This window comes from Streptomyces sp. NPDC101237 (assembly GCF_044767465.1).
Taxonomy (GTDB): Bacteria; Actinomycetota; Actinomycetes; order Streptomycetales; family Streptomycetaceae; genus Streptomyces; species Streptomyces gramineus.
This window is the reverse complement of the sequence record NZ_JBIWNY010000003.1, coordinates 204,881-227,610: the sequence shown is the minus strand read 5'-3', so window position 1 is coordinate 227,610 and position 22,730 is coordinate 204,881. Positions and strand designations below refer to the sequence as shown.

General features: G+C 72.4%; 21 protein-coding genes and 1 pseudogene. 12 read left to right on the top strand and 10 right to left on the bottom strand.

The genetic code is table 11. The features are described 5' to 3' along the window. Positions 1-172: 172 nt before the first annotated feature. The gene (locus ACIRQ9_RS06940; protein WP_404167935.1) at positions 173-808 is read right to left on the bottom strand and encodes a TetR/AcrR family transcriptional regulator; all 636 of its coding nucleotides are present in this window, start codon (positions 806-808) and stop codon (positions 173-175) included. Between the two features lie 83 nt (positions 809-891). Next, positions 892-2,490 carry an MFS transporter gene (locus ACIRQ9_RS06935; RefSeq protein WP_404167933.1) on the bottom strand — a complete coding sequence of 533 codons (1,599 nt, stop codon included), beginning with the start codon at positions 2,488-2,490 and terminating at the stop codon, positions 892-894. Positions 2,491-2,682: 192 nt separating this feature from the next. Between ACIRQ9_RS06935 and panB the strand changes: the two genes are divergently transcribed. Beyond that, entirely contained in the window at positions 2,683-3,558 is an 876-nt protein-coding gene (gene panB, locus ACIRQ9_RS06930; RefSeq protein WP_404167931.1) for a 3-methyl-2-oxobutanoate hydroxymethyltransferase, read from the top strand. A gap of 78 nt (positions 3,559-3,636) precedes the next feature. Here the strand turns inward: panB and ACIRQ9_RS06925 are convergent, their stop codons facing one another. Continuing rightward, complete coding sequence (locus tag ACIRQ9_RS06925) at positions 3,637-4,158, bottom strand: GNAT family N-acetyltransferase (protein ID WP_404167929.1); 522 nt, start codon at positions 4,156-4,158, stop codon at positions 3,637-3,639. 88 nt (positions 4,159-4,246) lie between these two features. Here ACIRQ9_RS06925 and ACIRQ9_RS06920 point away from each other — a divergent pair, with 88 nt between their 5' ends. Beyond that, positions 4,247-5,254 (top strand): ATP-binding cassette domain-containing protein, encoded by a 1,008-nt coding sequence (locus ACIRQ9_RS06920; RefSeq protein WP_404167927.1) that lies wholly within the window; start codon positions 4,247-4,249, stop codon positions 5,252-5,254. Continuing rightward, the gene (locus ACIRQ9_RS06915) at positions 5,251-6,081 is read left to right on the top strand and encodes an ABC transporter permease (protein ID WP_404167925.1); all 831 of its coding nucleotides are present in this window, start codon (positions 5,251-5,253) and stop codon (positions 6,079-6,081) included. The genes ACIRQ9_RS06920 and ACIRQ9_RS06915 overlap by 4 nt, the downstream gene beginning before the upstream one ends. A gap of 25 nt (positions 6,082-6,106) precedes the next feature. Here ACIRQ9_RS06915 and ACIRQ9_RS06910 read toward each other — a convergent pair whose 3' ends face one another. After that, positions 6,107-9,373, bottom strand: coding sequence for a BTAD domain-containing putative transcriptional regulator (locus tag ACIRQ9_RS06910; RefSeq protein WP_404167923.1), 3,267 nt, complete (start codon positions 9,371-9,373; stop codon positions 6,107-6,109). Positions 9,374-9,743: 370 nt separating this feature from the next. On the opposite strand from ACIRQ9_RS06910, the gene ACIRQ9_RS06905 reads away from it, so the two are divergent. Beyond that, entirely contained in the window at positions 9,744-10,544 is an 801-nt protein-coding gene (locus tag ACIRQ9_RS06905; protein ID WP_404167921.1) for a site-2 protease family protein, read from the top strand. A gap of 3 nt (positions 10,545-10,547) precedes the next feature. Here ACIRQ9_RS06905 and ACIRQ9_RS06900 read toward each other — a convergent pair whose 3' ends face one another. Both ACIRQ9_RS06900 and map read right to left on the bottom strand, forming a co-directional pair. After that, entirely contained in the window at positions 10,548-11,195 is a 648-nt protein-coding gene (locus tag ACIRQ9_RS06900; RefSeq protein ID WP_404167919.1) for a heme oxygenase (biliverdin-producing), read from the bottom strand. Between the two features lie 144 nt (positions 11,196-11,339). Continuing rightward, positions 11,340-12,197, bottom strand: coding sequence for a type I methionyl aminopeptidase (gene map, locus ACIRQ9_RS06895; protein ID WP_404167917.1), 858 nt, complete (start codon positions 12,195-12,197; stop codon positions 11,340-11,342). A 58-nt stretch (positions 12,198-12,255) separates the two neighbouring features. Between map and ACIRQ9_RS06890 the strand changes: the two genes are divergently transcribed. Then, the gene (locus tag ACIRQ9_RS06890) at positions 12,256-12,489 is read left to right on the top strand and encodes a hypothetical protein (RefSeq protein ID WP_404167915.1); all 234 of its coding nucleotides are present in this window, start codon (positions 12,256-12,258) and stop codon (positions 12,487-12,489) included. Here ACIRQ9_RS06890 and ACIRQ9_RS06885 read toward each other — a convergent pair whose 3' ends face one another. Both ACIRQ9_RS06885 and ACIRQ9_RS06880 read right to left on the bottom strand, forming a co-directional pair. Beyond that, on the bottom strand, positions 12,490-13,758 hold the full coding sequence (locus ACIRQ9_RS06885; protein ID WP_404167914.1) for an MFS transporter: 1,269 nt from the start codon (positions 13,756-13,758) through the stop codon (positions 12,490-12,492). A gap of 98 nt (positions 13,759-13,856) precedes the next feature. Next, complete coding sequence (locus ACIRQ9_RS06880; protein ID WP_404167912.1) at positions 13,857-14,456, bottom strand: hypothetical protein; 600 nt, start codon at positions 14,454-14,456, stop codon at positions 13,857-13,859. An 80-nt stretch (positions 14,457-14,536) separates the two neighbouring features. On the opposite strand from ACIRQ9_RS06880, the pseudogene ACIRQ9_RS06875 reads away from it, so the two are divergent. The 3 genes and pseudogenes from ACIRQ9_RS06875 to ACIRQ9_RS06865 all read left to right on the top strand — a co-directional run bounded on the left by ACIRQ9_RS06875 (position 14,537) and on the right by ACIRQ9_RS06865 (position 16,641). Further along, positions 14,537-15,615: pseudogene (locus ACIRQ9_RS06875) on the top strand (exo-alpha-sialidase). A gap of 37 nt (positions 15,616-15,652) precedes the next feature. Next, the gene (gene npdG, locus ACIRQ9_RS06870) at positions 15,653-16,372 is read left to right on the top strand and encodes an NADPH-dependent F420 reductase (protein WP_404167910.1); all 720 of its coding nucleotides are present in this window, start codon (positions 15,653-15,655) and stop codon (positions 16,370-16,372) included. A 17-nt stretch (positions 16,373-16,389) separates the two neighbouring features. Continuing rightward, positions 16,390-16,641 (top strand): hypothetical protein, encoded by a 252-nt coding sequence (locus tag ACIRQ9_RS06865; RefSeq protein WP_404167908.1) that lies wholly within the window; start codon positions 16,390-16,392, stop codon positions 16,639-16,641. On the opposite strand, the gene ACIRQ9_RS06860 is transcribed toward ACIRQ9_RS06865, so the two are convergent. After that, positions 16,634-17,341, bottom strand: coding sequence for a PhzF family phenazine biosynthesis protein (locus ACIRQ9_RS06860; protein WP_404167906.1), 708 nt, complete (start codon positions 17,339-17,341; stop codon positions 16,634-16,636). The two genes, ACIRQ9_RS06865 and ACIRQ9_RS06860, sit on opposite strands and share 8 nt — an antisense overlap. 240 nt (positions 17,342-17,581) lie before the next feature. Between ACIRQ9_RS06860 and efeO the strand changes: the two genes are divergently transcribed. The 4 genes from efeO to ACIRQ9_RS06840 are packed head-to-tail and all read left to right on the top strand — an operon-like array spanning position 17,582 to position 21,828. Further along, positions 17,582-18,718 carry an iron uptake system protein EfeO gene (efeO, locus tag ACIRQ9_RS06855; protein ID WP_404167904.1) on the top strand — a complete coding sequence of 379 codons (1,137 nt, stop codon included), beginning with the start codon at positions 17,582-17,584 and terminating at the stop codon, positions 18,716-18,718. A gap of 10 nt (positions 18,719-18,728) precedes the next feature. After that, entirely contained in the window at positions 18,729-19,982 is a 1,254-nt protein-coding gene (efeB, locus tag ACIRQ9_RS06850; protein ID WP_404167902.1) for an iron uptake transporter deferrochelatase/peroxidase subunit, read from the top strand. A 3-nt stretch (positions 19,983-19,985) separates the two neighbouring features. After that, complete coding sequence (gene efeU, locus ACIRQ9_RS06845) at positions 19,986-20,879, top strand: iron uptake transporter permease EfeU (RefSeq protein WP_404167900.1); 894 nt, start codon at positions 19,986-19,988, stop codon at positions 20,877-20,879. Then, positions 20,818-21,828, top strand: coding sequence for a hypothetical protein (locus ACIRQ9_RS06840; RefSeq protein ID WP_404167898.1), 1,011 nt, complete (start codon positions 20,818-20,820; stop codon positions 21,826-21,828). The genes efeU and ACIRQ9_RS06840 overlap by 62 nt, the downstream gene beginning before the upstream one ends. Positions 21,829-21,921: 93 nt before the next feature. On the opposite strand, the gene ACIRQ9_RS06835 is transcribed toward ACIRQ9_RS06840, so the two are convergent. Next, positions 21,922-22,662 (bottom strand): bifunctional DNA primase/polymerase, encoded by a 741-nt coding sequence (locus tag ACIRQ9_RS06835; protein ID WP_404167896.1) that lies wholly within the window; start codon positions 22,660-22,662, stop codon positions 21,922-21,924. Positions 22,663-22,730: the final 68 nt, after the last annotated feature.

The following is a 22,730-nucleotide window of genomic DNA, read 5'->3' as shown; positions in this document are numbered from 1 at the left end:
CCGTCGTCCCCCGGGATACGACCCTAGGGGATGATCGGCTCCGATCCCGCCGTCACATGACGGCCGTACGGAAGACGAAGACGAAGACACCGGCCGACGAGGTTCCGGTTTCCGGCCGGTCGGCGTGCACTGTGACGAAACGTGCACATTCCGCCGGGGACGCCCGCGCCCGCTACGGCTTCGGTTCCGGCGGGCTGACGGGCCGTAGGCCGGCCAGCACCGAGTCGACGATCTCCTCGGCGAGGCCTTCGGGGAGGTCCGCGTCCGGGCGCAGGATGGCCCGCAGCAGCATCGGGCCGGTGAACATGTCGTTGGCGACGTCCACGTCGATGTCGGTGCGGAGTTCTCCGTTGCGCTGGCCGCGGCGCAGCACTTCCTTGCCGAGTTCGCGGCGCGGGTTGACGACGTTGACGTGATAGGCGTTCCAGATGCGGGGGCTGCTCTTCATCTGGGCGTACACGTTGTGCAGGATCGCCGACGAACGGTTCATCAGCCCGCGCCGGCGCAGTGATTCGAGCAGGACGACGAGGTCGTCGCGCATGGAGGTGCCGGGGAGTTCGGGGTCGGGCGGCTCGGCGGCGCGCATGACGTCGACGAAGAGTTCCTCCTTGCCGTTCCAGCGGCGGTAGATGGTGGCCTTGCCGACGCCGGCGGTCCGGGCGATGCGCTCGATGGACAGTTCCGCGAGCGGGACGCCGTCCTCGAGGAGCTTCATCACCCCTTCCAGGATGGCGCTCTCCACCGCCTCGCTGCGGGGACGCCCCCGGGCGGGACCCACGGACCGCGGCCGACTGTCGGCAAGCCTCACGTCATACCGTCCTCTCACTGGCTGCGGAAATTCTCCCGCAGCCAAGCCTCCCCCCGTGGATCCCCGCCGTATCGTGCGTCAGCTCACTCCGCGGCGGCCACCAACTCCTGTTCGCGGTCGCCCTGCTGGCCGGCCGGCGGCCTGCCCGGCAGGAAGAGGGCCGTGACCACGGCGCCGAGCAGCGCGACGCCCACACCGCACAGGGCGGTCATGTGCATGGCGTGCAGGAAGGCGTCGTTGGCGGGCGTGACCAGGGACCTGCCCTGCGCCCCGAGCTTCTGGGCGACGCCGAGCGTGGCCTCGATGGACTCGCCGGCGGTGTCGCGCAGGCCCGGCGGCAGCGCGCCGAGCTTGTCCTCGATGCCGTTGCGGTACGACGTCGACAGGACCGAGCCGAGGACGGCGATGCCGAGGGCGCCGCCGACCTGGCGGAAGGTGTTGCTGAGCGCCGAGGCGGAACCGGCCTTCTCGCGGGGCAGGGCCTGCATGATGACGACCGAGGTGGGCGTCATGATGTGCGCCATGCCGGTGCCCATCAGGAAGAAGACGACCTCCAGGAGCCAGATCGGGGTGTCGACCTCGAAGGTGGCGAACATGCCGAGCATCGCCGCGATCAGGACCAGGCCCCCGGTGGTGGTGGCCTTGTTGCCGATCCGGTCCACGACCAGCCGGGCGCGCGGCGCGAAGATCAGCTGGGCGACGGCCAGCGGGAGCAGCAGCAGGCCGGACTGCAGCGGCGAGTAGCCGCGCACGCTCTGGGTGTAGAAGACCGAGAAGAAGGTGACGCCCATCAGCGCGAAGAAGACCAGCGCGATGGCGGCCATGGCGGACGAGAACACCTTGTTCCTGAAGTAGGTGACGTCCAGGGAGGGGTGGTCGCTGCGCATCTCGTAGATCACGAAGCCGGCGAGCACCACGACACCGGCGATGATGGTGGCGAGCGCCTTGGCGTCGGTGAAGTCGGCGAGTTCGCCGCCCTTGATGATGCCGTAGACCAGCAGGACCAGGCCGACGACGGAGAGCACCACGCCGACGGGGTCCAGGCGGCCGGGGCGCGGGTCGCGCGAGTCGGGCACCAGCCACAGCATCAGCGCGAGCGCGACGATCACGATCGGGACGTTGACGAGGAAGACCGAGCCCCACCAGAAGTGGTCGAGGAGCACACCGCCGGTGATCGGGCCGATCGCGATGGCGAGGCCGACGCCGCCGGCCCAGATGCCGATGGCCTTGGGCTGTTCCTGACGCTCGAAGACGTTCATCAGGACGGCGAGGGTGGCGGGCATCACGAACGCGGCGCCGAGCGCCATCAGCGCCCGGTAGGCGATCAGCTGGGCCGGCGAGGCGGACTCGGCGGCCAGGGCGGAGCCGACGCCGAACACGAGGAGGCCGCCGATCAGCACCTTCTTGCGGCCGAGCCGGTCGCCGATGAGGCCGGCGGTGAAGAGCAGGCCGGCGAAGACCAGGGTGTAGGCGTTGATCGCCCACTCCAGCTGGCTCTGGGTGGCGCCGAGGCCGGTCGGCGCGGGGGTGGAGATGGTCTTGATCGCGACGTTCAGGATCGAGTTGTCGAGCACCACGATCAGCAGGCTCAGCATCAGCGCGCCGAGGATCGCCCAGCGGCGCCGGTGCACCTCCTCGGGTATGCGCGGGCCGGTTGGAGCGTGGTCGGCAGGAGTTGTCATGCCGACGAGCCTAGGGCCATTTCAATACGGCACCGTCTCGTATCTGAATTCCTTTACCGAGGCCTTACTCAGAACGGGTGACCGATGGATCACAGGGGGGTCCTCTGGCCGCGGACGGCACGAAGTGCCACCATGGAACCGGTCCGGGGACACCGTGAGGGTGCCTCGAGATGACGTGAAGGAGCCGTTCACATGACGCAGCTCTCGGCTGCCCAGCCTGCGCAGAACAGCCCCTCCGACGGCAGCAGGACGCTGTACGGAGGCAAGGGCACCCGCCGCATCACGGTCCGCGACATCGCGCTGTCCAAGGAACGCGGCGAGAAGTGGCCCATGCTCACCGCGTACGACGCGATGACCGCCTCCGTCTTCGACGAGGCCGGCATCCCGGTGCTCCTGGTCGGCGACTCGGCCGGCAACTGCCACCTCGGATACGAGTCCACCGTGCCCGTCACGATGGACGAGATGACGGTGCTGGCGGCGGCCGTGGTCCGCGGCACCCGGCGCTCCCTGATCGTCGGCGACCTGCCGTTCGGCTCCTACCAGGAGGGCCCGGTGCAGGCGCTGCGCTCGGCGACCCGGATGGTGAAGGAGGCCGGGGTCGGCGCGGTCAAGCTGGAGGGCGGCGAGCGGTCGCACGAGCAGATCCGGCTGCTGGTGGAGTCCGGCATCCCGGTGATGGCGCACATCGGCCTGACCCCGCAGTCCGTCAACGCGATGGGCTACCGCGTGCAGGGCCGCGGCGAGGAGGCGGCCCAGCAGCTGCTGCGCGACGCCAAGTCGGTCCAGGACGCGGGCGCGTTCGCGGTCGTGCTCGAACTGGTCCCGGCGGAGCTGGCGGCCGAGGTGACCCGCGTGCTGCACATCCCGACCGTCGGGATCGGCGCAGGTCCCGAGACCGACGCGCAGGTCCTGGTGTGGACCGACATGCTGGGCCTGACCTCGGGCCGGGTGCCGAAGTTCGTGAAGAAGTACGCGGACCTGCGCGCCGTGATGGGCGACGCGGCCCGCGCCTACGCCGAGGACGTGGTCGGCGGGACGTTCCCGCTGGAGGAGCACTCCGTCCACTAGAGCCACTGCGGCAACACCCAGGCCGGCCCGCCGATCATCCCCCGTCGGCGGGCCGGCTGCCCGCGTCCGGGCCGCGGCTCACACCGGCCGCGCTCCCGGAGGCACCGAAAGCCGCCAGCGGACCTCGCCGTCCTGCTCCTCGTCGGTGCGCACCAGCCCGGCGGCCGCGGCGACCGCCGCCGAGGCGTGGTGGCCGGGGTGGATGTGGGCGACGACGGCGCGGACCGGCGGCCGGGCCAGCCGGCCGACGACGGCGCGGGCCGCCTCCGTGGCGATGCCCCGGCCCTGCCACGCGGTGCCCACCACCCAGGCGACCTCGGCGACGGGACCGGTGAGCGTCGCCTGCGCGTAGCCCGTCAGGCAGGACTCGGCGCGCAGCCGGATCACCCAGTTCAGCCAGGTGACGGCCGGGTCGCGGGAGCCCTCGGCGAGCCGCCGGTAGCGCGAGCGCAGGCCGGCCGCGGTGTCCGGGGCGCCGCCGGTGAAGGTGTGCAGGGCCGGGTCGGAGAGCACCGCCGCCATCTCATCGGCGTGCTCGACGCGCAACGGCAGCAGCTCCAGCCGCCCGGTGTCGAGGGCCTGGGCCGAAAGGGTGGTCACGCGGGCACGGTACCCGTGTCGGCGGGCTGTCGGCCGGTGTCGGCGGCCTGTCGGTGGTTTGTCGGTGGCGCCTGGCACGGTTCTTCCCATGACGCGAATCGACAACACCGCCGTGACCGTACGGGGGCTGGTGAAGCACTACGGCGACACCAAGGCTCTCGACGGAGTTGATCTGGACGTCCGCGAAGGCACCGTGATGGGTGTCCTCGGACCGAACGGGGCCGGCAAGACGACCCTGGTGCGGATCCTGTCCACCCTGCTGAAGCCGGACGCCGGGCAGGCCACCGTCGCCGGCTACGACGTCCTGCACCAGCCCCGCCAGCTGCGCCGGGTGATCGGCCTGACCGGGCAGTACGCCTCGGTCGACGAGAAGCTGCCGGGCTGGGAGAACCTGTACATGATCGGGCGGCTGCTCGACCTGTCCCGCAAGGACGCCCGGACCCGCGCCGACCAGCTGCTGGAGCGGTTCTCGCTGACGGACGCCGCCAAGCGCCCGGCGAGCACCTACTCCGGCGGCATGCGCCGCCGCCTCGACCTGGCCGCCTCGATGATCGGGCACCCCCAGGTGCTGTTCCTGGACGAGCCGACCACGGGTCTGGACCCGCGCACCCGCAACGAGGTGTGGGACGAGGTCAAGGCGATGGTCGGCGAGGGCGTGACCGTGCTGCTGACCACCCAGTACATGGAGGAGGCCGAGCAGCTCGCCTCCGAGCTGACCGTCGTGGACCGCGGGAAGGTCATCGCCGGCGGCAAGGTGGAGGAACTGAAGGCCAAGGTGGGCGGGCGGACGCTGCGCGTGCAGCCGGTCGACCCGCTGCAGGTGCGGCCCCTCGCCGCGATGATCGACGAGCTGGGCATCACCGGGCTCGCGAGCACGACCGTGGACGCCGAGCGCGGCACCCTGCTGGTGCCGATCCTCAGCGACGAGCAGCTGACCGCCGTGGTCGGCGCCGTCACCGCCCGCGGTATCACCATCAGTTCCATCGTCACCGAACTTCCCAGCCTGGACGAGGTCTTCCTGTCGCTCACCGGCCACCGCGCCAGTGCCCCGCAGGACGCCACGCCGGCCGACGACCGCGAGGAGGTCGCCGTATGAGCGCCGTCACCACCACCCCGGCCGTCACCGCCCCGGGCACCGCCGACGCCCGGATCCCGCTGCGCGGGCATCTGCGGCACACCGGCGCCCTGATCCGCCGCAACCTGCTGTGGATCCGGCAGGACCCCGAGTCGATGTTCGACGCGCTGCTGATGCCGGTCGTCTTCACGCTGCTGTTCGTGTACGTCTTCGGCGGCTCGATCGGCCAGGCGCTGGGCGGCGGCCAGGCCGGCTACGTCCAGTACGTCATCCCGGGCATGATCGCGATGATGAGCATGACGCTCTCGCAGGGCGTCGGCACCGGGTTCAGCCAGGACTTCAACTCCGGTGTGATGGACCGGTTCCGGTCGCTGCCGATCGGGCGCGGCTCGGTGCTGTTCGCCAAGATCTCCGTCGAGTTGGTGCGGATGCTGTTCGCGACCGCCGTGCTGATGGTCGTCGCCGTGCTGGTCGGGTTCCACATCACCCACTGGGCCGGGCTGTTCGCCGCCGTGGGCCTGTCCGCGGTGTTCGCCTCCTCGATCATGTGGGTGTTCCTCACCCTGGGCGTGATCCTCAAGAGCGCGCAGTCCGTGCAGGCGATGGGGTTCCTGGTGCTGTTCCCGCTGCAGTTCGGCTCGTCGATCTTCGCGCCGACCCAGTCGATGCCGGGCTGGCTGCAGGCCTTCACCGACTACAACCCGCTGTCCACGCTGGCCGACGCGGCGCGCGGACTGATGATCGGCGGTCCGGTCGCCCACGACCTGTGGATCACGCTGGGCTGGTCGGTGGCGATCACCGCGGTCGCGGCGCCGTACGCGGTCTACAAGTTCCGTACCAAGAGCTGACACCGGGCGTGCCCGGTGCCGGGTCTCAGAGCAGGGCGGTGGCCTCCGCGAGGGAGAGGCCACCGCCTTCCGCGTACGCGGCCGCGTAGGCGGCGTCGTCGCCGATCGCGGCCCGCACCCGTTCCTCGGCGCGGGCGTGCAGCCGGCGTTCCATGCCGGAGGCGATGTGCCCGGCCGGCTGCGCGGCGTCGGCGGCGCCCAGGCAGCGGGCGGCGTCCTGGGCGCGGGCGCCGCCGTCCGCGCCGGCCAGCGTGAAGGCGGCGACGGTCAGTGCGGAGGAGGCGGAGTGCGGGGTGACGGCCTGGGCCAGCGGGTCGGCGGAGTGCACCATCGCCGCACGCAGCTTGGCCAGGGCCTCGGTGTGACGTCCGTCGAGGGCGTCCACCCACGCCTCCTGGATGAGGATCATCGCGTCGAAGACCACGAAGTGCGAGATCGTGAACTGATCGCGCAGCAGCCGCAGCTGCTCACGGGCCTCGACGATCCGGTCGGTCAGCAGCAGCCACACGGTGAGGAAGAGCCGGGCGGCGGGCATCGCCTCGTTGTGGCTGCTGTCGTGGTCGTCGATGACCTCGCGCAGCAGCCGCTCGCCGCGCTCGATCTCGCCCAGTTCGAGCAGCGCCATGCCGAGCCGGGCGTTGAGCACGGCGACCTGGGTACGGGCGTCCAGCCGTCCGGCGCACTCGATCGCGGACTCGTAGTCGGTGGCGGCCTCCCGGTACTCCCCCATCCGCTCCCGGGACTCCGCGCGCGCCGAGTAGGCCTCGGCGGTGCCCCAGTCGTCGCCGAGGCGCCGGAAGATCTCCAGGGCCTCGTCGGCGTCCCGGGTGGCGGCGCCCGCCGAGGTGGCGAAGTTGGCGAACACGTTGGCCCGCAGCTGGAGGGCGCCGGCCAGTTCCCACTCGAAGCCGGGCGTCCGCCGGCAGGTCTCGACACCGGCGTCCACGATGGTGCGCAGCTGCTCAAGGCCCCCGGTCAGCATCACGGCGAAGAACCAGAACATGCCGGGGGCCCGGCAGGTCTGCGGCAGTCCGGGCCGGTAGGCCTCGGTGACGGCGCGCATCTTCGCCTGCACGGCCGGCGTCTGCCAGACGTCCGGCTCGGTGTCCATGCAGGCCATGTGGGCCAGGTGGATGCCGCGCCGGGCGTCGAGGAGGACTTCCCCGGAGTACGGCGGCGGGGTGTCGTGCGGGCGCCGCCACACCGGCTCGGCGCGCCGGACGGGCTCGGCGAAGGGGTCGGGGCCGAGCGCCATGATGTCGGCGCACCAGGTGCGGGTCTCGACCCGTTTGTCCCGCAACTGCCAGTACCAGACCAGGGAGTGGGCCAGGCACAGCGCCTCCTGCTCGTCCCGGGTGGCGATGGCGTGCCGGATGGCGGTGCGCAGGTTCTCGTACTCCAGCTCCAGCCGGGCCACGGCGGCACGCTGGCCGGTGCCGCGCAGCAACGGGTCGGTGGTGCGGGCCAGTTCGCGGTAGTACGTCAGATGGCCGCGTTCGGCGTCGGCACGGGCGCCGCTCTCGTCCAGGCGGGCGCCGGCGTACTCGGCGACGGTCTCCAGGAGCCGGTAGCGCATCCCCTGCCCGTCCGAAGGGGCGGCGACGACGAGGGACTTGTCGACCAGGGAGGCCAGCGCGTCGAGGGCGGCGGGACCGCAGACCGCCTCGGCGGCGGCCAGGTCGCAGCCGCCCGCGAACACCGAGAGCCGGCCCAGCACGCTCCGTTCCTCGGCGTCGAGCAGGTCCCAGGACCAGTCGACGACCGCGCGCAGGGTCTGCTGGCGGGGCAGGACCGTGCGGCTGCCGGAGGTGAGCAGGCGGAAGCGGTCGTCGAGCCGGTCGGCGATCTGCCGGGGCGTGAGCATCCGCAGCCGGGCGGCGGCCAGTTCGATGGCGAGCGGCAGGCCGTCCAGGCGGCGGCAGATCTCGGCGCAGGCCGCGGCGGTCTCCTCGTCGGCGTCGACCGTGAAGCCGGGCCGGGCCGCGGCGCCCCGGTCGGCGAGCAGCCGCAGCGCCACCGGGTCGGGCAGCGGTTCCACCGGGCGCAGCAACTCCCCGGGTACGCCGAGGGGTTCGCGGCTGGTGGCGAGGACCGTCAGGTCCGGGCAGCGCTCCAGGAGCCGGGCGGCGAGGTCGGCGGCGGCGTCCACGACGTGCTCGCAGTTGTCGAGGACGATCAGCATCCGGCGTCGCGAGCAGTGGTCGACGAGCCGCTCGACCGGGTCGTCGTGCCGGTCGGCGGCGGCCCGCATGCCCTCCGCGCCGGCGCCGTACAGCACGGTCTCGCGGGCGCCGACGGCGCTGAGGACGGCCTCGGGGACGTCGGCCGGGTCGTCGACGGGCGCCAGTTCGGCCAGCCACACGCCGTCCCTGACGGTGTGCCGCACGGCCTCGGCGGCCTCCTGGGACAGCCGGGTCTTGCCGGCGCCGCCGGGCCCGAGCAGGGTGACCAGGCGGGCGGTGGCCAGGTCGCCCCTGATGACCTCCAGGTCCTTCTCGCGGCCCACGAAGGAGGTGAGCCGGGCGCGCAGGTTGCCGGGCCGCGACGGCTGCTCGGGCGCCGCGGCCGGCGCCAGCAACTCGGCGTGCAGGGAACGAAGTTCGGGTCCGGGGTCGGAGCCGAGCCGGTCGGCGAGCAGGTGCCGTACGCCGTCGTAGGCGGCCAGTGCCTCGGCGGTGCGGCCGCAGGCGTGCAGGGCGCGCAGGCGCAGTGCCTGGAGGGATTCGTCCAGGGGGTGGGCGTCGCACAGGGCGGCCAGTTCGGGCAGGGCCTGTTCGGCGTGGCCGAGGGCGAGGGCCGCGGTGTGGCGGGCGCGCAGCGCGTCGAGGCGGCGGATGCCGATGCCGGCCGCCTCCGCGGTGCGGTCGGGCAGGTCGGCCAGGGCCGGTCCGTGCCACAGCGCGAGGGCGTCGTCGAGGACGGTGGCCGCCTTGGCGGGGTCACCGTCGGCGAGCGCGCGCAGTGCCTCGCCGGTGAGCCGCTCGAAGCGGTGCAGGTCGATGTCGTCGGGAGCGGCCGCGAGCCGGTAGCCGCCGTCGGTGGACTCCACCGCGTCCGCGCCGAGCGCCCGGCGCAGCCGGCCGACCAGCGCCTGGAGCGCGCCGCCGGCGTCCGCGGGCGGATCGTCGCCCCACACCTCGTCGACGAGCAGCCCGGCGGGCACGGAGCGTCCGGGCCGCAGCGCCAGCACGGTCAGCAGGGCACGCAGCCGTGCCCCGCCCACGGGGACGGCCGTGCCGTCGGGGCGGAGTACCTGGGTGGTGCCGAGAATCCGATAGCGCACGGGGTCCATTGTCCCTGGCGGCGCGGACGGCGGTCACGGGGTTCGGACGGCGGGGTGCCGGACGGCCGCGGGCCGGGCGCGGGCGGCCGCCGGGGACCGAGGACAGGGGCGACGGCCACGGGTACGGCGCCGCGCGCGACGGGGTTCGAGGGCCGCCTCCGCGGCGGCAGCGGAGACCGTACCGAGGCGGCCCGTTGGCCGGTTCGCGCCGGGGCCGCCTTCGTCGGCCGTCCGTCGCGCCCGCGGGAACCGGGCCCGGTCGCGGTCCGTTCTCGGCAGGGCCCGCGGGTATTTACCCGGCACCCGACGCACGTGTGCTCCCCGCCAGGTACGGTCGACCCCGCACGCCACCACCGACGCGTCCCAGGAGTCCCGGCCCATGACCGCCACCACCACCCGCCACAGCGACCGGCGGATCAGTCCCGTCTTCGTCGGGATCACGGCCGTCACCGCGGTCACCGGGTGGGCCACCTGGTCCGGGTTCGCCGAGCAGCCCGGCGTCGCGGTGTTCCTGTTCGTGACGGCGGCCTGGATCGTCTCGCTGTGCCTGCACGAGTACGCGCACGCGCGCACCGCCCTGCACAGCGGCGACTTCACCGTGGGCGCCAAGGGCTACCTGACCCTGAACCCGCTGAAGTACACGCACGCCCTGCTGAGCATCGTGCTCCCGGTGCTGTTCGTGATCATGGGCGGGATCGGCCTGCCGGGCGGCGCCGTCTTCATCGAGCGCAACCGGATCCGCGGCCGCTGGCGGCACAGCCTCGTCTCGGCGGCAGGACCGCTGACGAACGTGCTGTTCGCGGCCGTCTGCACCGCGCCGTTCTGGCTGCACTCCCTGGACGGCGTCCCGCGCGACTTCCGCTACGCCCTCGCCTTCCTCGCCCTGCTCCAGGTCACGGCCGCGATCCTGAACTTCCTGCCGGTGCCGGGCCTGGACGGCTACGGGGTGATCGAGCCCTGGCTGTCGTACGGCATCAAGCGCCAGGTGGAGCCGTTCGCACCGTTCGGCCTGCTCTTCGTCTTCGCGCTGCTGTGGGTGCCGTCCGTCAACAGCGCGTTCTTCGACGTGATCGACGCGCTGCTGCGGGGCCTGGGCGTGGGCGACTTCGACCGCTACTGCGGCCAGGAGCTGTACCGCTTCTGGCAGGGGACGAACGAGTACTGCTCGGTGGCCGGCTGATCCTCACGCGGTGAGCGGGAACTCCTCGCCGAGTTCCCGGAACATCTCCGTGTTGAGGGCGAACGCGCGCTTGCACTCGGTGACGATCCGCTGCCGCTCCAGGTCGTCGGCGTCCACCGCGTCCAGGAGGTCGCGGTAGCCGCGCTTGAAGGCGGCGGGGTTGGCGACCTGCTCGAAGACGTAGAAGCGGACGCCGTCGCCCTTCTTCTCGAAACCCCAGGTCCGCTCGGCGCGGTCGCGGATGATCTGGCCGCCGGAGAGGTCGCCGAGGTAGCGGGTGTAGTGGTGGGCGATGTAGCCCGCGGGCCAGGTCCCGGCGCACTCCCGCACCCGGGCCGCGTACTCCTCGGTGGCCGGCAGCGCCCCGCGTCCCGTCCGCCACCCGGCGCCGCGCAGGTGCGCGAGGTCCTGCTCCAGCGCGGCCAGCCGGAACAGCTCGGGCCGCACGAAGGGCCCGGCCACCGGGTCCGACGCCAGCCGCGCGGCCCCGCTCTCCAGCGCCTCGTACACGAACCACAGCTGTTCGGTGTAGCGCGCGTAGGCGGCCACGCCGAGCCGGCCGCCCAGCAGGTCGCTCATGAACGTCGAGGTCTCCGCCGCCACGTGCTGCTCGTGGGACGCGGTGCGGATGAGGGTCGAGAAGGAGTCCATGGGCAACATCCTTTAAGGTAAGGCTTACCTAAGTCAACGCCTTGCCGACGCCTTGCCGGAAAAGTTACCGACACCTTGTCGGGAAAAGCGTACCCGAAAAGGGCCCGCCCTCCGAGGGGAGGACGGGCCCGGGGGGCGGCGGGACTACGGCAGGGTGAGGATCTCCGCGCCGGTGTCGGTCACCACCAGGGTGTGCTCGAACTGCGCGGTCCGCCTGCGGTCCTTGGTGACGACCGTCCAGCCGTCGTCCCACATGTCGTACTCGTGCGTCCCGAGGGTCAGCATCGGCTCGATCGTGAAGGTCATCCCGGGCTGCATCACGGTCGTCGCGTGCGGGCTGTCGTAGTGCGGGATGATCAGCCCGGAGTGGAACGACGAGTTGATGCCGTGGCCGGTGAAGTCCCGGACCACGCCGTACCCGAAGCGCTTGGCGTACGACTCGATGACCCGGCCGATGATGTTGATCTGCCGGCCCGGCTTGACCGCCTTGATCGCCCGGTCCAGGGACTCCCGGGTCCGCTCGACCAGCAGCCGGCTCTCCTCGTCGACGTCCCCGACCAGGTAGGTCGCGTTGTTGTCGCCGTGCACCCCGCCGATGTACGCCGTCACGTCCAGGTTGACGATGTCGCCGTCCTGGAGGACCGTCGAGTCCGGGATGCCGTGGCAGATGACCTCGTTGAGGCTGGTGCACAGGGACTTCGGGAAGCCGCGGTAGCCCAGCGTGGAGGGGTAGGCCCCGTGGTCGCACATGTACGCGTGCGCGACCCTGTCCAGCTCGTCCGTGGTCACCCCCGGCGCGATGATCTTCGCGGCCTCCGCCATCGCCTGCGCGGCGATACGGCCGGCGGTCCGCATCGCCTCGACGGTCTCCGGGGTCTGCACCTCGGGCCCGGTGTACGGGGTCGGCGCGGGTTTCCCGACGTACTCGGGACGACGGATGTTCCCGGGTACCGAACGGGTGGGAGAGAGCTCCCCTGGTACGAGCAGCGACTGGCCAGACATGCCAGCGAGTCTAACCAGCGGGCATGCGGGAACATGTGGAAGGCGAAAGGAGATGGTCATGGCCCTGTTCAAGAAGCGGACCGTCGGCAAGCCGGGCGAGTGGTACTACTGCCTGGAGCACAAGAAGGTCGAGGAGGGGCCCGAGTGCCCCGCGAAGGACCGGTTCGGCCCGTACGCCAGCCGGCAGGAGGCCGAGCACGCGATGGAGATGGCGCGCGAGCGCAACCTCCAGTGGGAGAACGATCCGCGCTGGCACGACGCGCCGGCCGGGGACTCCTCCGAAGAGAGCTGATCAGAGCGGGGTCGGTGCGGCCGTGCGCTGGGCGCGCAGCCGCACGGCATGCTCGTCGGTCCGGGCGTCGTAGGCCATCAGGGCGGGCAGGCACAGGGCCAGCAGGCCGACCGCCCCCGTGCACAGCAGTCCGCCCACGCCGACGGAGGCCCGCACGCCGAGTCGGCCGGCCAGGGCGCCGGCCCGGACCTGGCCGACGGTCGGGCCCACCGAGTACGACAGCAGCTCGATCCCGGCGAGCCGGCCGCGCAGTTCGTCGGGGATCGTCTGGTTCCACATGGCGCCCCGGAAGATGCCGCTGACCATGTCGCAGCCGCCCGCGACGGCCAGCAGGAGCAGCACCAGCCAGACGTTCCGCACGGCACCGGCGGCGGCGATCGCCAGGCCCCACAGCCCGGCGGAGAGCACCACCATCCGTCCGTGCCGGCGCACCCGCCCGGTCCAGCCGCTGACCAGGCTCACGAGGAGGGAACCGGCCGGGATCGCCGCGTACATCAGTCCGAGGGACCACTTCGCGTCCAGGTCGTCGGCCAGGAACGGCAGCACGGCGAGCGGCATGGCCAGGAACATCGCGGCGAGGTCCACGGCGTAGGTGCCGAGGAGTTCCTTGCGGCTCCAGGCGTAGCGGGCGCCCTCCGCGATGGAGCGCAGGGAGGGCTTGACGGCCTCGTGGGCGGCGGGGCACGCCGCGATCGGCAGGATCAGGACGACCGAGACGGCGAACGTGACCAGGTCGGCGCCGTACGCCCAGCCGAGGCCCGCGTAGGCCACCACCAGGCCGGCGACCGCGGGTCCCGCGACACCGCCGACCGTCCAGCGGAACGAGTTGAGGGCGGCCGCGGCCGGCAGGTCGTCGTGGGCGACGATCCTCGGCAGGAGCGAGTCGAGGGCCGGGCGCTGGACCGAGCCCAGGGCGGCGGAGAGCGCGGCGACGGCGTACAGCGGCCAGACCGCCGGGTGCGGCAGCAGGGCGTTGACCAGCAGGGCGGCACTGAGCAGGCCCTGCCCGGCCTCGGTCCACAGGATGAGCAGGCGTTTGTCGAGGGCGTCGGCGAGGGCGCCGCCGTAGAGGCCGAAGAGGACGAGCGGGATCAGCTCCACCGCGCCGACGGCCCCGACGGCGGTCGCGCTCCCGGTGAGGTCCTTGATCTGCACGGGGAGCGCCACGAACGTCAGGAAGGTCCCGAAGTTGCTGATCAGGCCGGAGGCCCACAGCCGGCGGAAGTCGGCGGAGGCCCGCCAGGGAGCGAGGTCGGGAAGCACGGTCACGCCACCCCATGCTGAACGCGCACCGGCGCCGCCTCAACTGCTTTTTCTCCAGGCCGGGCGGTCGCGCGGGCGGGCCGTCACGTCGAGCGGGCGGGTGGTCACCAGGGGGTCGGGGGCGGTGCCGTCAGGGTCTCGGCCAGGCGGGAGAGCCGGTCCCTGAAGCGGCGGCGGCCCCTGGGCGAGGGGCCGTTCTCCCCGGTCGCCGCGCTGACCAGGTGCTGGACGGTGTCCAGGTCGAGTTCCGCGTCCTCGGGGACGGTGAGCGTCTCATGGGCCATCGCCGTCAGCGCGTCGTCGGGCGCGGCGGACAGGGCCAGCACCGTCACCCCGGCCCGGCGGGCGGTGTCCACGTGGTCCAGGAGCGGCTGCGACGCGCCCGGCGCCACGACCAGCAGCGTCTCGCCCCTGCGGGCCGCGCCGATCCGGCCGGGGCCGACGGCGAGGTGCGCGGGGTTAAAGGGGCGGGCGCCGTGCCGTACCAGGGTCGGCGCCAGTTCCGGCGTACCGGACCACGCGGCCTCGTCCACCAGGTGGGCGGCGAGATGCCACGGCTCGTACTCCGGGGTGCCGAGCAGCAGCAGTCCGCCGCCGTGCGTCACCACCGAGCCCCGCAGGACGCCCGCGAACCTGCGCGTCGCCCCCAACCACTCGGTCCCGGCGAACACTTCACGCAGCAGCGCGACCCGTACGGCGTCCATGTCCCCGCATACTGCCGCAATCGGTCACTCGTGACGCGGAGTTCACCGCGAATTCGCCCGGCCCGGGGAGAAGGCGGCCCATGAGTGACGCAGAAGCAAGCATTCCCTTTCGCGCGGGCACCGAGGGCTACGCCAGTTTCCGGATCCCGGCCGTGGTGGTCTCCCGGGCGGGCACCGTGCTCGCCTTCTGCGAGGGGAGGGCCGACTCCGCCGCCGACCACGGGCGCATCGACGGGTGCTGAAGCGGTCCACCGACGGCGGGCGCACCTGGGGAGCGCTCCAGGTCGCCGCGGACAACGGCCCGGACCTGGCCGGCAACCCGGCCCCCGTGGTGCTGGACACCGGCCGGATCCTGCTCGTGCACGTCCGCAACGCCGCCTCCGCCACCGAGGACGCCATCCTGCGCGGGCAGGTGCCGGACGCGGACGGGCGCCGGGTGTGGGTGCAGCACAGCGACGACGACGGCGTGACGTGGTCCGGTCCGACGGAGATCACCGGGACCGTGAAGGAGCCCGGCTGGCGGTGGTACGCGACCACGCCCGGACACGCGCTCCAACTGGGCAGCGGGCGCGTCGTGGTGGCCGCCAACCACACGCTGCCGCCCACCGGGACCGACAGCGGCACGGAGGCCAGGTACAACAGCGGCCACTGCCTGCTCAGCGACGACCGGGGCGAGAGCTGGTACCTCGGCTACCTCGACGAGAACACCGACGGGTACGTCAACGTCAACGAGACCACCGCCGCCGAACTCCCGGACGGCCGGGTCTACTTCAACACCCGTAACGACTCGCCTGCGCCGGGGAACCGTGCCGACGCGTACTCGGCGGACGGCGGGCGGACGCTGGTGAAGCCGTTCCGGCCGCAGGCCGGGCTCACCGCGCCGGTCTGCGAGGCCTCGGTGCTGCAACTGCGGGATCCGGACGTGCTGCTGTACTCGGGCCCGGCCGACCCGAACACCCGCGCCCTGATGACGATCCGGGCGTCCGACGACGACGGGACCACGTGGCGTGCGGTGTACCCGCTCGACGGCCTGCCCGCCGCCTACTCCGACCTGACCCGGATCGACCGGTCCACCGTCGGAGTCCTGTACGAGACGGGGGACTTCGGGGCGTACGAGACGATCACCTTCCGGCGGGTGCCCGTGAACCGGCTCACCTGACCGGGTGCGGCCGCCCCCACGGACGTAGAGTCGGCCCATGACCTCTTCCGACAGTGCACAGCAGCCGGCGGCCCAGAAGGCTCCCGCCAAGGATCCCTGGGACCTGCCCGACGTCTCCGGCCTGGTCGTGGGTGTACTCGGCGGCACCGGCCCGCAGGGCAAGGGCCTCGCCTACCGGCTGGCCCGGGCGGGCCAGAAGGTGATCATCGGTTCCCGGGCGGCCGAGCGTGCCGAGGCCGCGGCCGGCGAACTGGGTCACGGTGTCGAGGGCGCCGACAACGCCGAGTGCGCGCGCCGCAGCGACCTCGTGATCGTCGCCGTGCCGTGGGAGGGCCACGGCAAGACGCTGGAGTCGCTGCGCGCGGAACTGGCCGGGAAGCTGGTGGTGGACTGCGTCAACCCGCTCGGCTTCGACAAGCAGGGTGCCTACGCGCTGAAGCCGGAGGAGGGCAGCGCGGCGGAGCAGGCCGCGGCGCTGCTGCCGGACTCCCGGGTCACCGCGGCCTTCCACCACCTGTCGGCGGTGCTGCTCCAGGACCCGGAGATCGAGCGGATCGACACCGACGTGATGGTGCTGGGCGAGGCGCGCGCGGACGTGGAGACCGTGCAGGCGCTGGCCGGGCGCATCCCGGGGATGCGGGGCGTCTTCGCGGGACGGCTGCGCAACGCCCACCAGGTGGAGTCGCTGGTCGCGAACCTGATCTCGGTCAACCGCCGCTACAAGGCCCACGCCGGGCTCCGCGTCACGGACGTCTGAGCGGACCCTCCGGGCGGATGGGGGACACTGGTGGACGGCCACCGGTGTCCCCGGACCGTCCGACCGAACCGAAAGCGACTGCCCCTATGCCCCGCCTCGCCCTCTACTCCCTGGCCGTCTGCGTCCTCGCGGTCGTCGCCGCCGTCGTCTCGTTCGTCCAGGGCAGCTGGCTGATCGGCGTCGTCTGGGTGCTGCTGACGGGGCTGTCGTCGAACATGACCTGGTACTACGTGCGGCGCGGGCGCGCCGACAAACCGGCCGCTAGCTGAGGTCCGGCCGCCGTTCGGCGCCCTCCAGGACGACCCGCCCGCCGATCTCCACCCAGCCGTACGGCTGCGGTGCGGTCAGGATCTGCGAGCCGCGGCCCTGGGTGATGTTCAGGGCGCGGCCCAGCCGGTCGGTGAGCAGCAGCGCGGCGGCGGCGGTCGCCTCGTCCTCGTCGACGCCGGCACCGCGGCCGGGGAAGGCGCGGGCCCGTACCCGACCGGCCGACTCGTCCTCCCACGCCCAGGCATAGACCCTCCCCCCGGCTTCGTCCGGGGCGACCCCCCGCTCGCTCCGCTCGCCCGGCTCCGGCACCGGCAGGGCGTCCACCTCGGCGGCCGTGGCGTACTGGCGCAGGGTGCGCGGCGCGGCCCACTCCGGGCGCGCCTCGATCCAGCTGAACTCCCCGTCCAGCCGGGCGCCGACCACGCCGGCGGGGGTGACCAGTTCGGGCACATCCAGGAGCCAGGCCGTGCCGACGCAGGGGTGGCCGGCGAAGGGCAGCCGCAGGGTGGGGGTGTAGATGTCGACGACGCCGCGCTCAGGGTCGTCGACGAACACCGTCTCGCTGAAACCGAGTTCGGCGGCCAGCGCCTGCCGGTCCTCCCGCGCGGGCAGCGGCGAGCCGTCCCGGACGACGCCCAGTTCGTTGCCGTACCCGCCGTTCGCCGCGCAGAAGACACGCAGCACGTCGTAATCAGTCACTCCGGCATTGAAGCACTGCGGCGGCGGCCGGGACGGAGGACGTCCGGCCGTCGTCGCAGGACCGGAACGGCCCGCTTGACCTTCCCTTGACCTTCCTTTGGTGGCGGGTTTTCGCCGCCGATATCAAGCCGTGTCTGTGATCTATCCGTGTCTGGCCAATCCCGACCCGGGTGGGTATTAGTGAGGTAAGCCTCATGTAACTTAGGTCAGCCTCACCAATCTCCCCCGCTTGGAGCCTGCATGCGTGCCGTCCGACTCACCGTCACCGCCGCCGCCACCGCGGCCGCTCTGACCGCCCTCTCGGCCTGCACGGCGAAGAGCGACGCCAAGGGCGACGACGCGATCCAGGTGACCGCCGCCGACGCGAAGTGCGACACCTCCCTCAAGTCCGTCCCGGCCGGGCGCGTCACGCTCGCCATCGAGAACACGGGCTCCAAGGCCACCGAGGTCGAGATCCTCTTCCCCGACGACCGGATCGTCTCGGAGAAGGAGAACATCGGCCCGGGCACCAAGTACACGCTGACCGCCGAGGTCAAGGCGGGTTCGTACGAGATAGCCTGCCGGCCCGGCATGAAGGGACACGGCGTCCGGCAGAAGCTGACCGTCACCGGTTCCGGCGCGGTCGCCCGGCGCAACCCGACGCTCGACAAGGCCGTCGCCGACTACCGCGAGTGGGCCCAGGGCGAGGCCGACGCGACGATCCCGAAGGTGGAGACGTTCGTCGACGCCATCAAGGCCGGCGACCTGACCGCCGCCAAGAACGCCTACGCCCCCTCCCGCGTCGGCTGGGAGAGCACCGAGCCGATCGCCGAGTCCTTCGGCGACATCGACCCCAAGACGGACACCCGCGCCGACGGCCTGGAGAAGGGCCAGAAGTGGACCGGCTGGCACGCGCTGGAGAAGGCGCTGTGGCAGGACAAGAAGATCGGCGCCGAGCAGAAGGCCCTCGCCGACCAGCTGCTCGTCGACCTGAAGGACTGGCAGAAGCGGGTCGGCAAGGCCGTGATCACCCCGACCTCCATGGCCAACGGTGCCAAGGAGCTCCTCGACGAGGTCGCCACCGGCAAGGTCACCGGTGAGGAGGACCGCTACTCCCACACCGACCTCAGCGACTTCAAGGGCAACGTCGACGGCGCGCAGAAGGCGTACGAGCTGCTGAAGCCGGTCGCGCAGAAGAACGACGCGGCCCTGACCACCGAGCTGGACAAGCAGTTCGCCGCGCTGAACACGCTGCTCGACAAGTACCGCACGACGTCCACCTCGGACGGCTTCATCTCGTACGACAAGGTCACCAAGGCCCAGCAGAAGGAGCTGTCGGACGCGGTCAACGCGCTCGCGGAGCCGCTGTCCAAGCTCGCCGCGACCGTCGTCAAGTAGGGGGCAGGACATGACCGACAAAGCCAACCCGTCGCGCCGTGCGCTGATCGGCTGGGGCGGTGCCGGGCTCGCGCTCGGTGCCGCCGTGGCCGGGGGCGCGGTGGCGATGGCCGAGGCCGGTGACGACATGGCCCCGGCCGGCGCGGACGCCGGTGGCGCCGTCGAGTTCCACGGCGCCCACCAGGCCGGCATCGCCACCGCCGTCCAGGACCGGCTGCACTTCGCCGCGTTCGACGTGAAGACCGACGACCGGGCCGAGTTCGTCCAGCTGCTGAAGGACTGGACGGCCGCGGCCCGGCGGCTGACCGCCGGCAAGGCGATCGGCGACGGCGCCTTCGGCGGGCTCGCCGAGGCGCCGCCGGACGACACCGGCGAGGCGCTCGGGCTGAAGCCGAACCGGCTGACGCTGACGATCGGCTTCGGCCCCTCCCTCTTCGACAAGTTCGGGCTGCGGGACAGCCGTCCGGCCGCCCTCGCCGACCTGCCGCAGTTCCCCGGCGACAACTTCGACGCCGCCCGCACCGGCGGCGACCTGTGCGTCCAGGCCTGCGCCGACGATCCGCAGGTCGCCGTGCACGCCATCCGCAACCTGGCCAGGATCGGCTTCGGCAAGGTCGCCATCCGCTGGTCCCAGCTGGGCTTCGGCAAGACGTCCTCGACCACGCCGGACGCCCAGACCCCGCGCAACCTCATGGGGTTCAAGGACGGCACCCGCAACATCGCGGGCACCGAGACCGACCGGCTGAAGAAGTTCGTGTGGGTCGGCGAGGGCGACGGACCGGCGTGGATGACCGGCGGCTCCTACCTCGTCGCCCGGCGCATCCGGATGAACATCGAGACCTGGGACCGGACCTCGCTCCAGGAGCAGGAGGACGTCTTCGGCCGGGACAAGGGCGAGGGCGCCCCGGTCGGCAAGGCCAAGGAGCACGACGCGCCGTTCCTCAAGGCGATGAAGCCGGACGCCCACGTGCGGCTCGCGCACCCCGACTCCAACGACGGGATCACCATCCTGCGCCGGGGCTACTCGTTCACCGACGGCACCGACGGGCTCGGCCGGCTCGACGCGGGCCTGTTCTTCCTGGCCTACCAGCGTGACGTGCGCAAGGGCTTCATCCCGCTGCAGCGCCGCCTGTCGGCGTCCGACGCGCTCAACGAGTACATCCAGCACGTGGGTTCGGCTGTCTTCGCCGTCCCGCCCGGCGTCCGGGACAAGGACGACTGGTGGGGCCGGACGCTGTTCTCCGAGTCCGCCAAGGGGGCGTGATCCGTGTTCTCCAACTACCTGATCGGGCTGCGCGAAGGCCTCGAGGCCTCGCTCGTCGTCTGCATCCTCATCGCCTACCTGGTCAAGACCGGCCGCCGGGACGCCCTGCGGCCGATCTGGACCGGTATCGCCGTCGCGGTGGTGATCGCCATGGGCTTCGGCTGCGCCCTCGAATTCGGCTCCCAGGAGCTGACGTTCGAGGCGCAGGAGGCGCTCGGCGGCTCCCTGTCGATCGTCGCGGTCGGTCTGGTGACGTGGATGGTGTTCTGGATGCGGCGCACCGCCCGGCACCTCAAGAAGGAACTGCACGGCAAGCTGGACGCGGCCCTCGCGATGGGCACCGGCGCGCTGGTCGCCACCGCGTTCCTCGCCGTGGGCCGGGAGGGCCTGGAGACCGCGCTGTTCGTGTGGGCGTCGGTGCACGCGGCCAGCGACGGCACCCCGCGCCCGCTGATCGGCGTCGCCCTCGGCCTCGCCACCGCGGTCCTGCTCGGCTGGCTGTTCTACCGCGGCGCGCTGCGCATCAACCTCGCCAGGTTCTTCACCTGGACCGGCGCCATGCTGGTCGTGGTCGCCGCCGGTGTGCTGGCGTACGGCTTCCACGACCTCCAGGAGGCGAACTGGATCCCGGGCCTGACCCACCAGGCCTTCGACATCAGCGACACCATCCCGCCGGACAGCTGGTACGGCACCCTCCTCAAGGGCGTCCTCAACTTCCAGCCCGACCCGACCGTGCTCCAGGTCACGGTGTGGCTGCTGTACCTGATCCCGACGCTCGCCGTCTTCTTCGCCCCGGTAGGGTTCGGCTCCGGGAAGGGGAAGGTGAAGGCACCTGATGACGCACCTGAGGACCGGGGAGCGCGGCCCGCTTCGGCACCGCGGACTCCGCAGGCGTGAGCGGAACGCGCTGCTGGCGGTCGCGCTGACCGCCATGACGCTGACGGCGAGCGGATGCGTGGTGGTGCACGGGGAGCGCGAGGTGCTGCCCACCACCACCCGCGCCGAGGCCGCCAAGGCGCTGAAGCAGTTCACGGACGCCTACAACAAGGCCGACGCGGCCTACGACGGTTCCCTGGACGCCGACTTCACGACGGGCGCGCTCGCCGACATCGACTCCGCGCGTCTGAAGGCCGGGCACGTCAACAACCCGGGCGGCAACCCGGGCCATTCGGACCTGGAGTTCGACGACGTCACCTACACGATTCCGAAGAAGGCGGGCTGGCCGCGCTGGTTCCTCGCCGACGCGCACGGCAACAAGGGCGGCGACGACCGCTGGCTGCTGGTCTTCACCCGCGACAGCCTCTCCGAGCCGTTCCAGGCGGCCTACCTGACCCTGGTCGCGCCGGACGCCGTCCCGAAGTTCCGGACGGACAAGGACGGCTGGGCGCAGGCCGTGCCGGCCGACGGCGACCGGCTGGCCGTCCCCCCGGCCGGCCTGAGCCGGGACTACGCCACGTATCTCAAGAGCGGCGGCCCGGTCTTCGCGGACGGCCCGCACACCAGCGGCTGGCGCACCGACCGCAGGAAGTCGACCAAGCCGGGTCTGGCGACCCAGTACATCGACGAGCCGCTGACCTCAGGCGACTACGCGCCGCTGGCCCTGCGCACCGCCGACGGCGGCGCGATGGTGTTCTTCACGACGCGCTACTACGCCAAGGAGACCGCGGCCGCGGGCACGTCCCTGCCGGCGCAGAACCAGGACGTGAAGGCCCTCACCAAGGGTGACGTCAAGCAGACGCTGACGATGCAGTTCGTCTCCAACCAGGTCGCGCTGGACCCGGCGGGCTCCGGGAAGGTCTCGGTCCTGGGCCGCATCCAGGGCCTGACGTCCGCCCAGGGCTCCTGACCCGCGGCCTCCCGATTCGCGGACTCCCGGTCCGAGGACTCCCGGTCCGAGGACGTCCGTGCCGGGGCGCGTCCGTGCCGGGGCGCGTCCGTCCTAGCGGCGGACCGGCCAGGTGGCGTCCGCCGGGTCGGACTCCTCGCCGGCGTGCCGGGCGCAGGCGTCGGTCAGGCTCTCCAGGAGGGTCAGCGGGTCGGGCAGCGGGTGCTCCGGGCCCCGCGTCCAGCGCACCCGCGGGCCGTCGTCACCGGGCAGCCGGGCGGGCGGTACGAGGACGTAGGACCCCCGGCAGTGCCAGCGCAGCCCTGGATGCTCGTCCATGGTCTCGGGGCGGCAGTCCAGTTCGCACGGCCACCACTCGTCCTCGTCCTCGGGGGTGCCGCGGGTGAGGGTGAAGAACAGCATGCGGCCGTCGTCGCTCTCGGCGACCGGGCCGACGTCGACACCGTTGGCGAGCAGCCGCTCCAGCGCCTCCCGGCCGGCCTCCAGGGGGACGTCGAGGACGTCGTGCGTCATGCCGGTCGCGGTGATGAAGTTGGCCTGCGGCTGGTGCCGGGCCCAGCGCTCGATCTGGACGCGGTCGGTGGTGGACTGCGTCTGCCACGCGAACGACACCGGGTGCCGGGCGGGGGTGGGACAGCCGACGCGGTCGCAGGAGCAGCCGTAGCCGGGGGCCGGGTGCGCGGCGGGGGCCATCGGGAGGCCCGCCTCGGCGGCGGCGAGCAGCAGGGCCGCGCGGCCGTCGTCGTCGGGGGCGGCCTCCCCGGGGCTCCGCCCCAGCAGCCACTGGGAGAGTCTGCCCTGACGGCGACCACGGCCGCCGAAGGTCCCGCTCATGTATCGCCTCGCCTCGCCTCGCTGTGGTGCGGCCAGCATGCCTTATCGTCCCATCTGGGCGTGAAGGG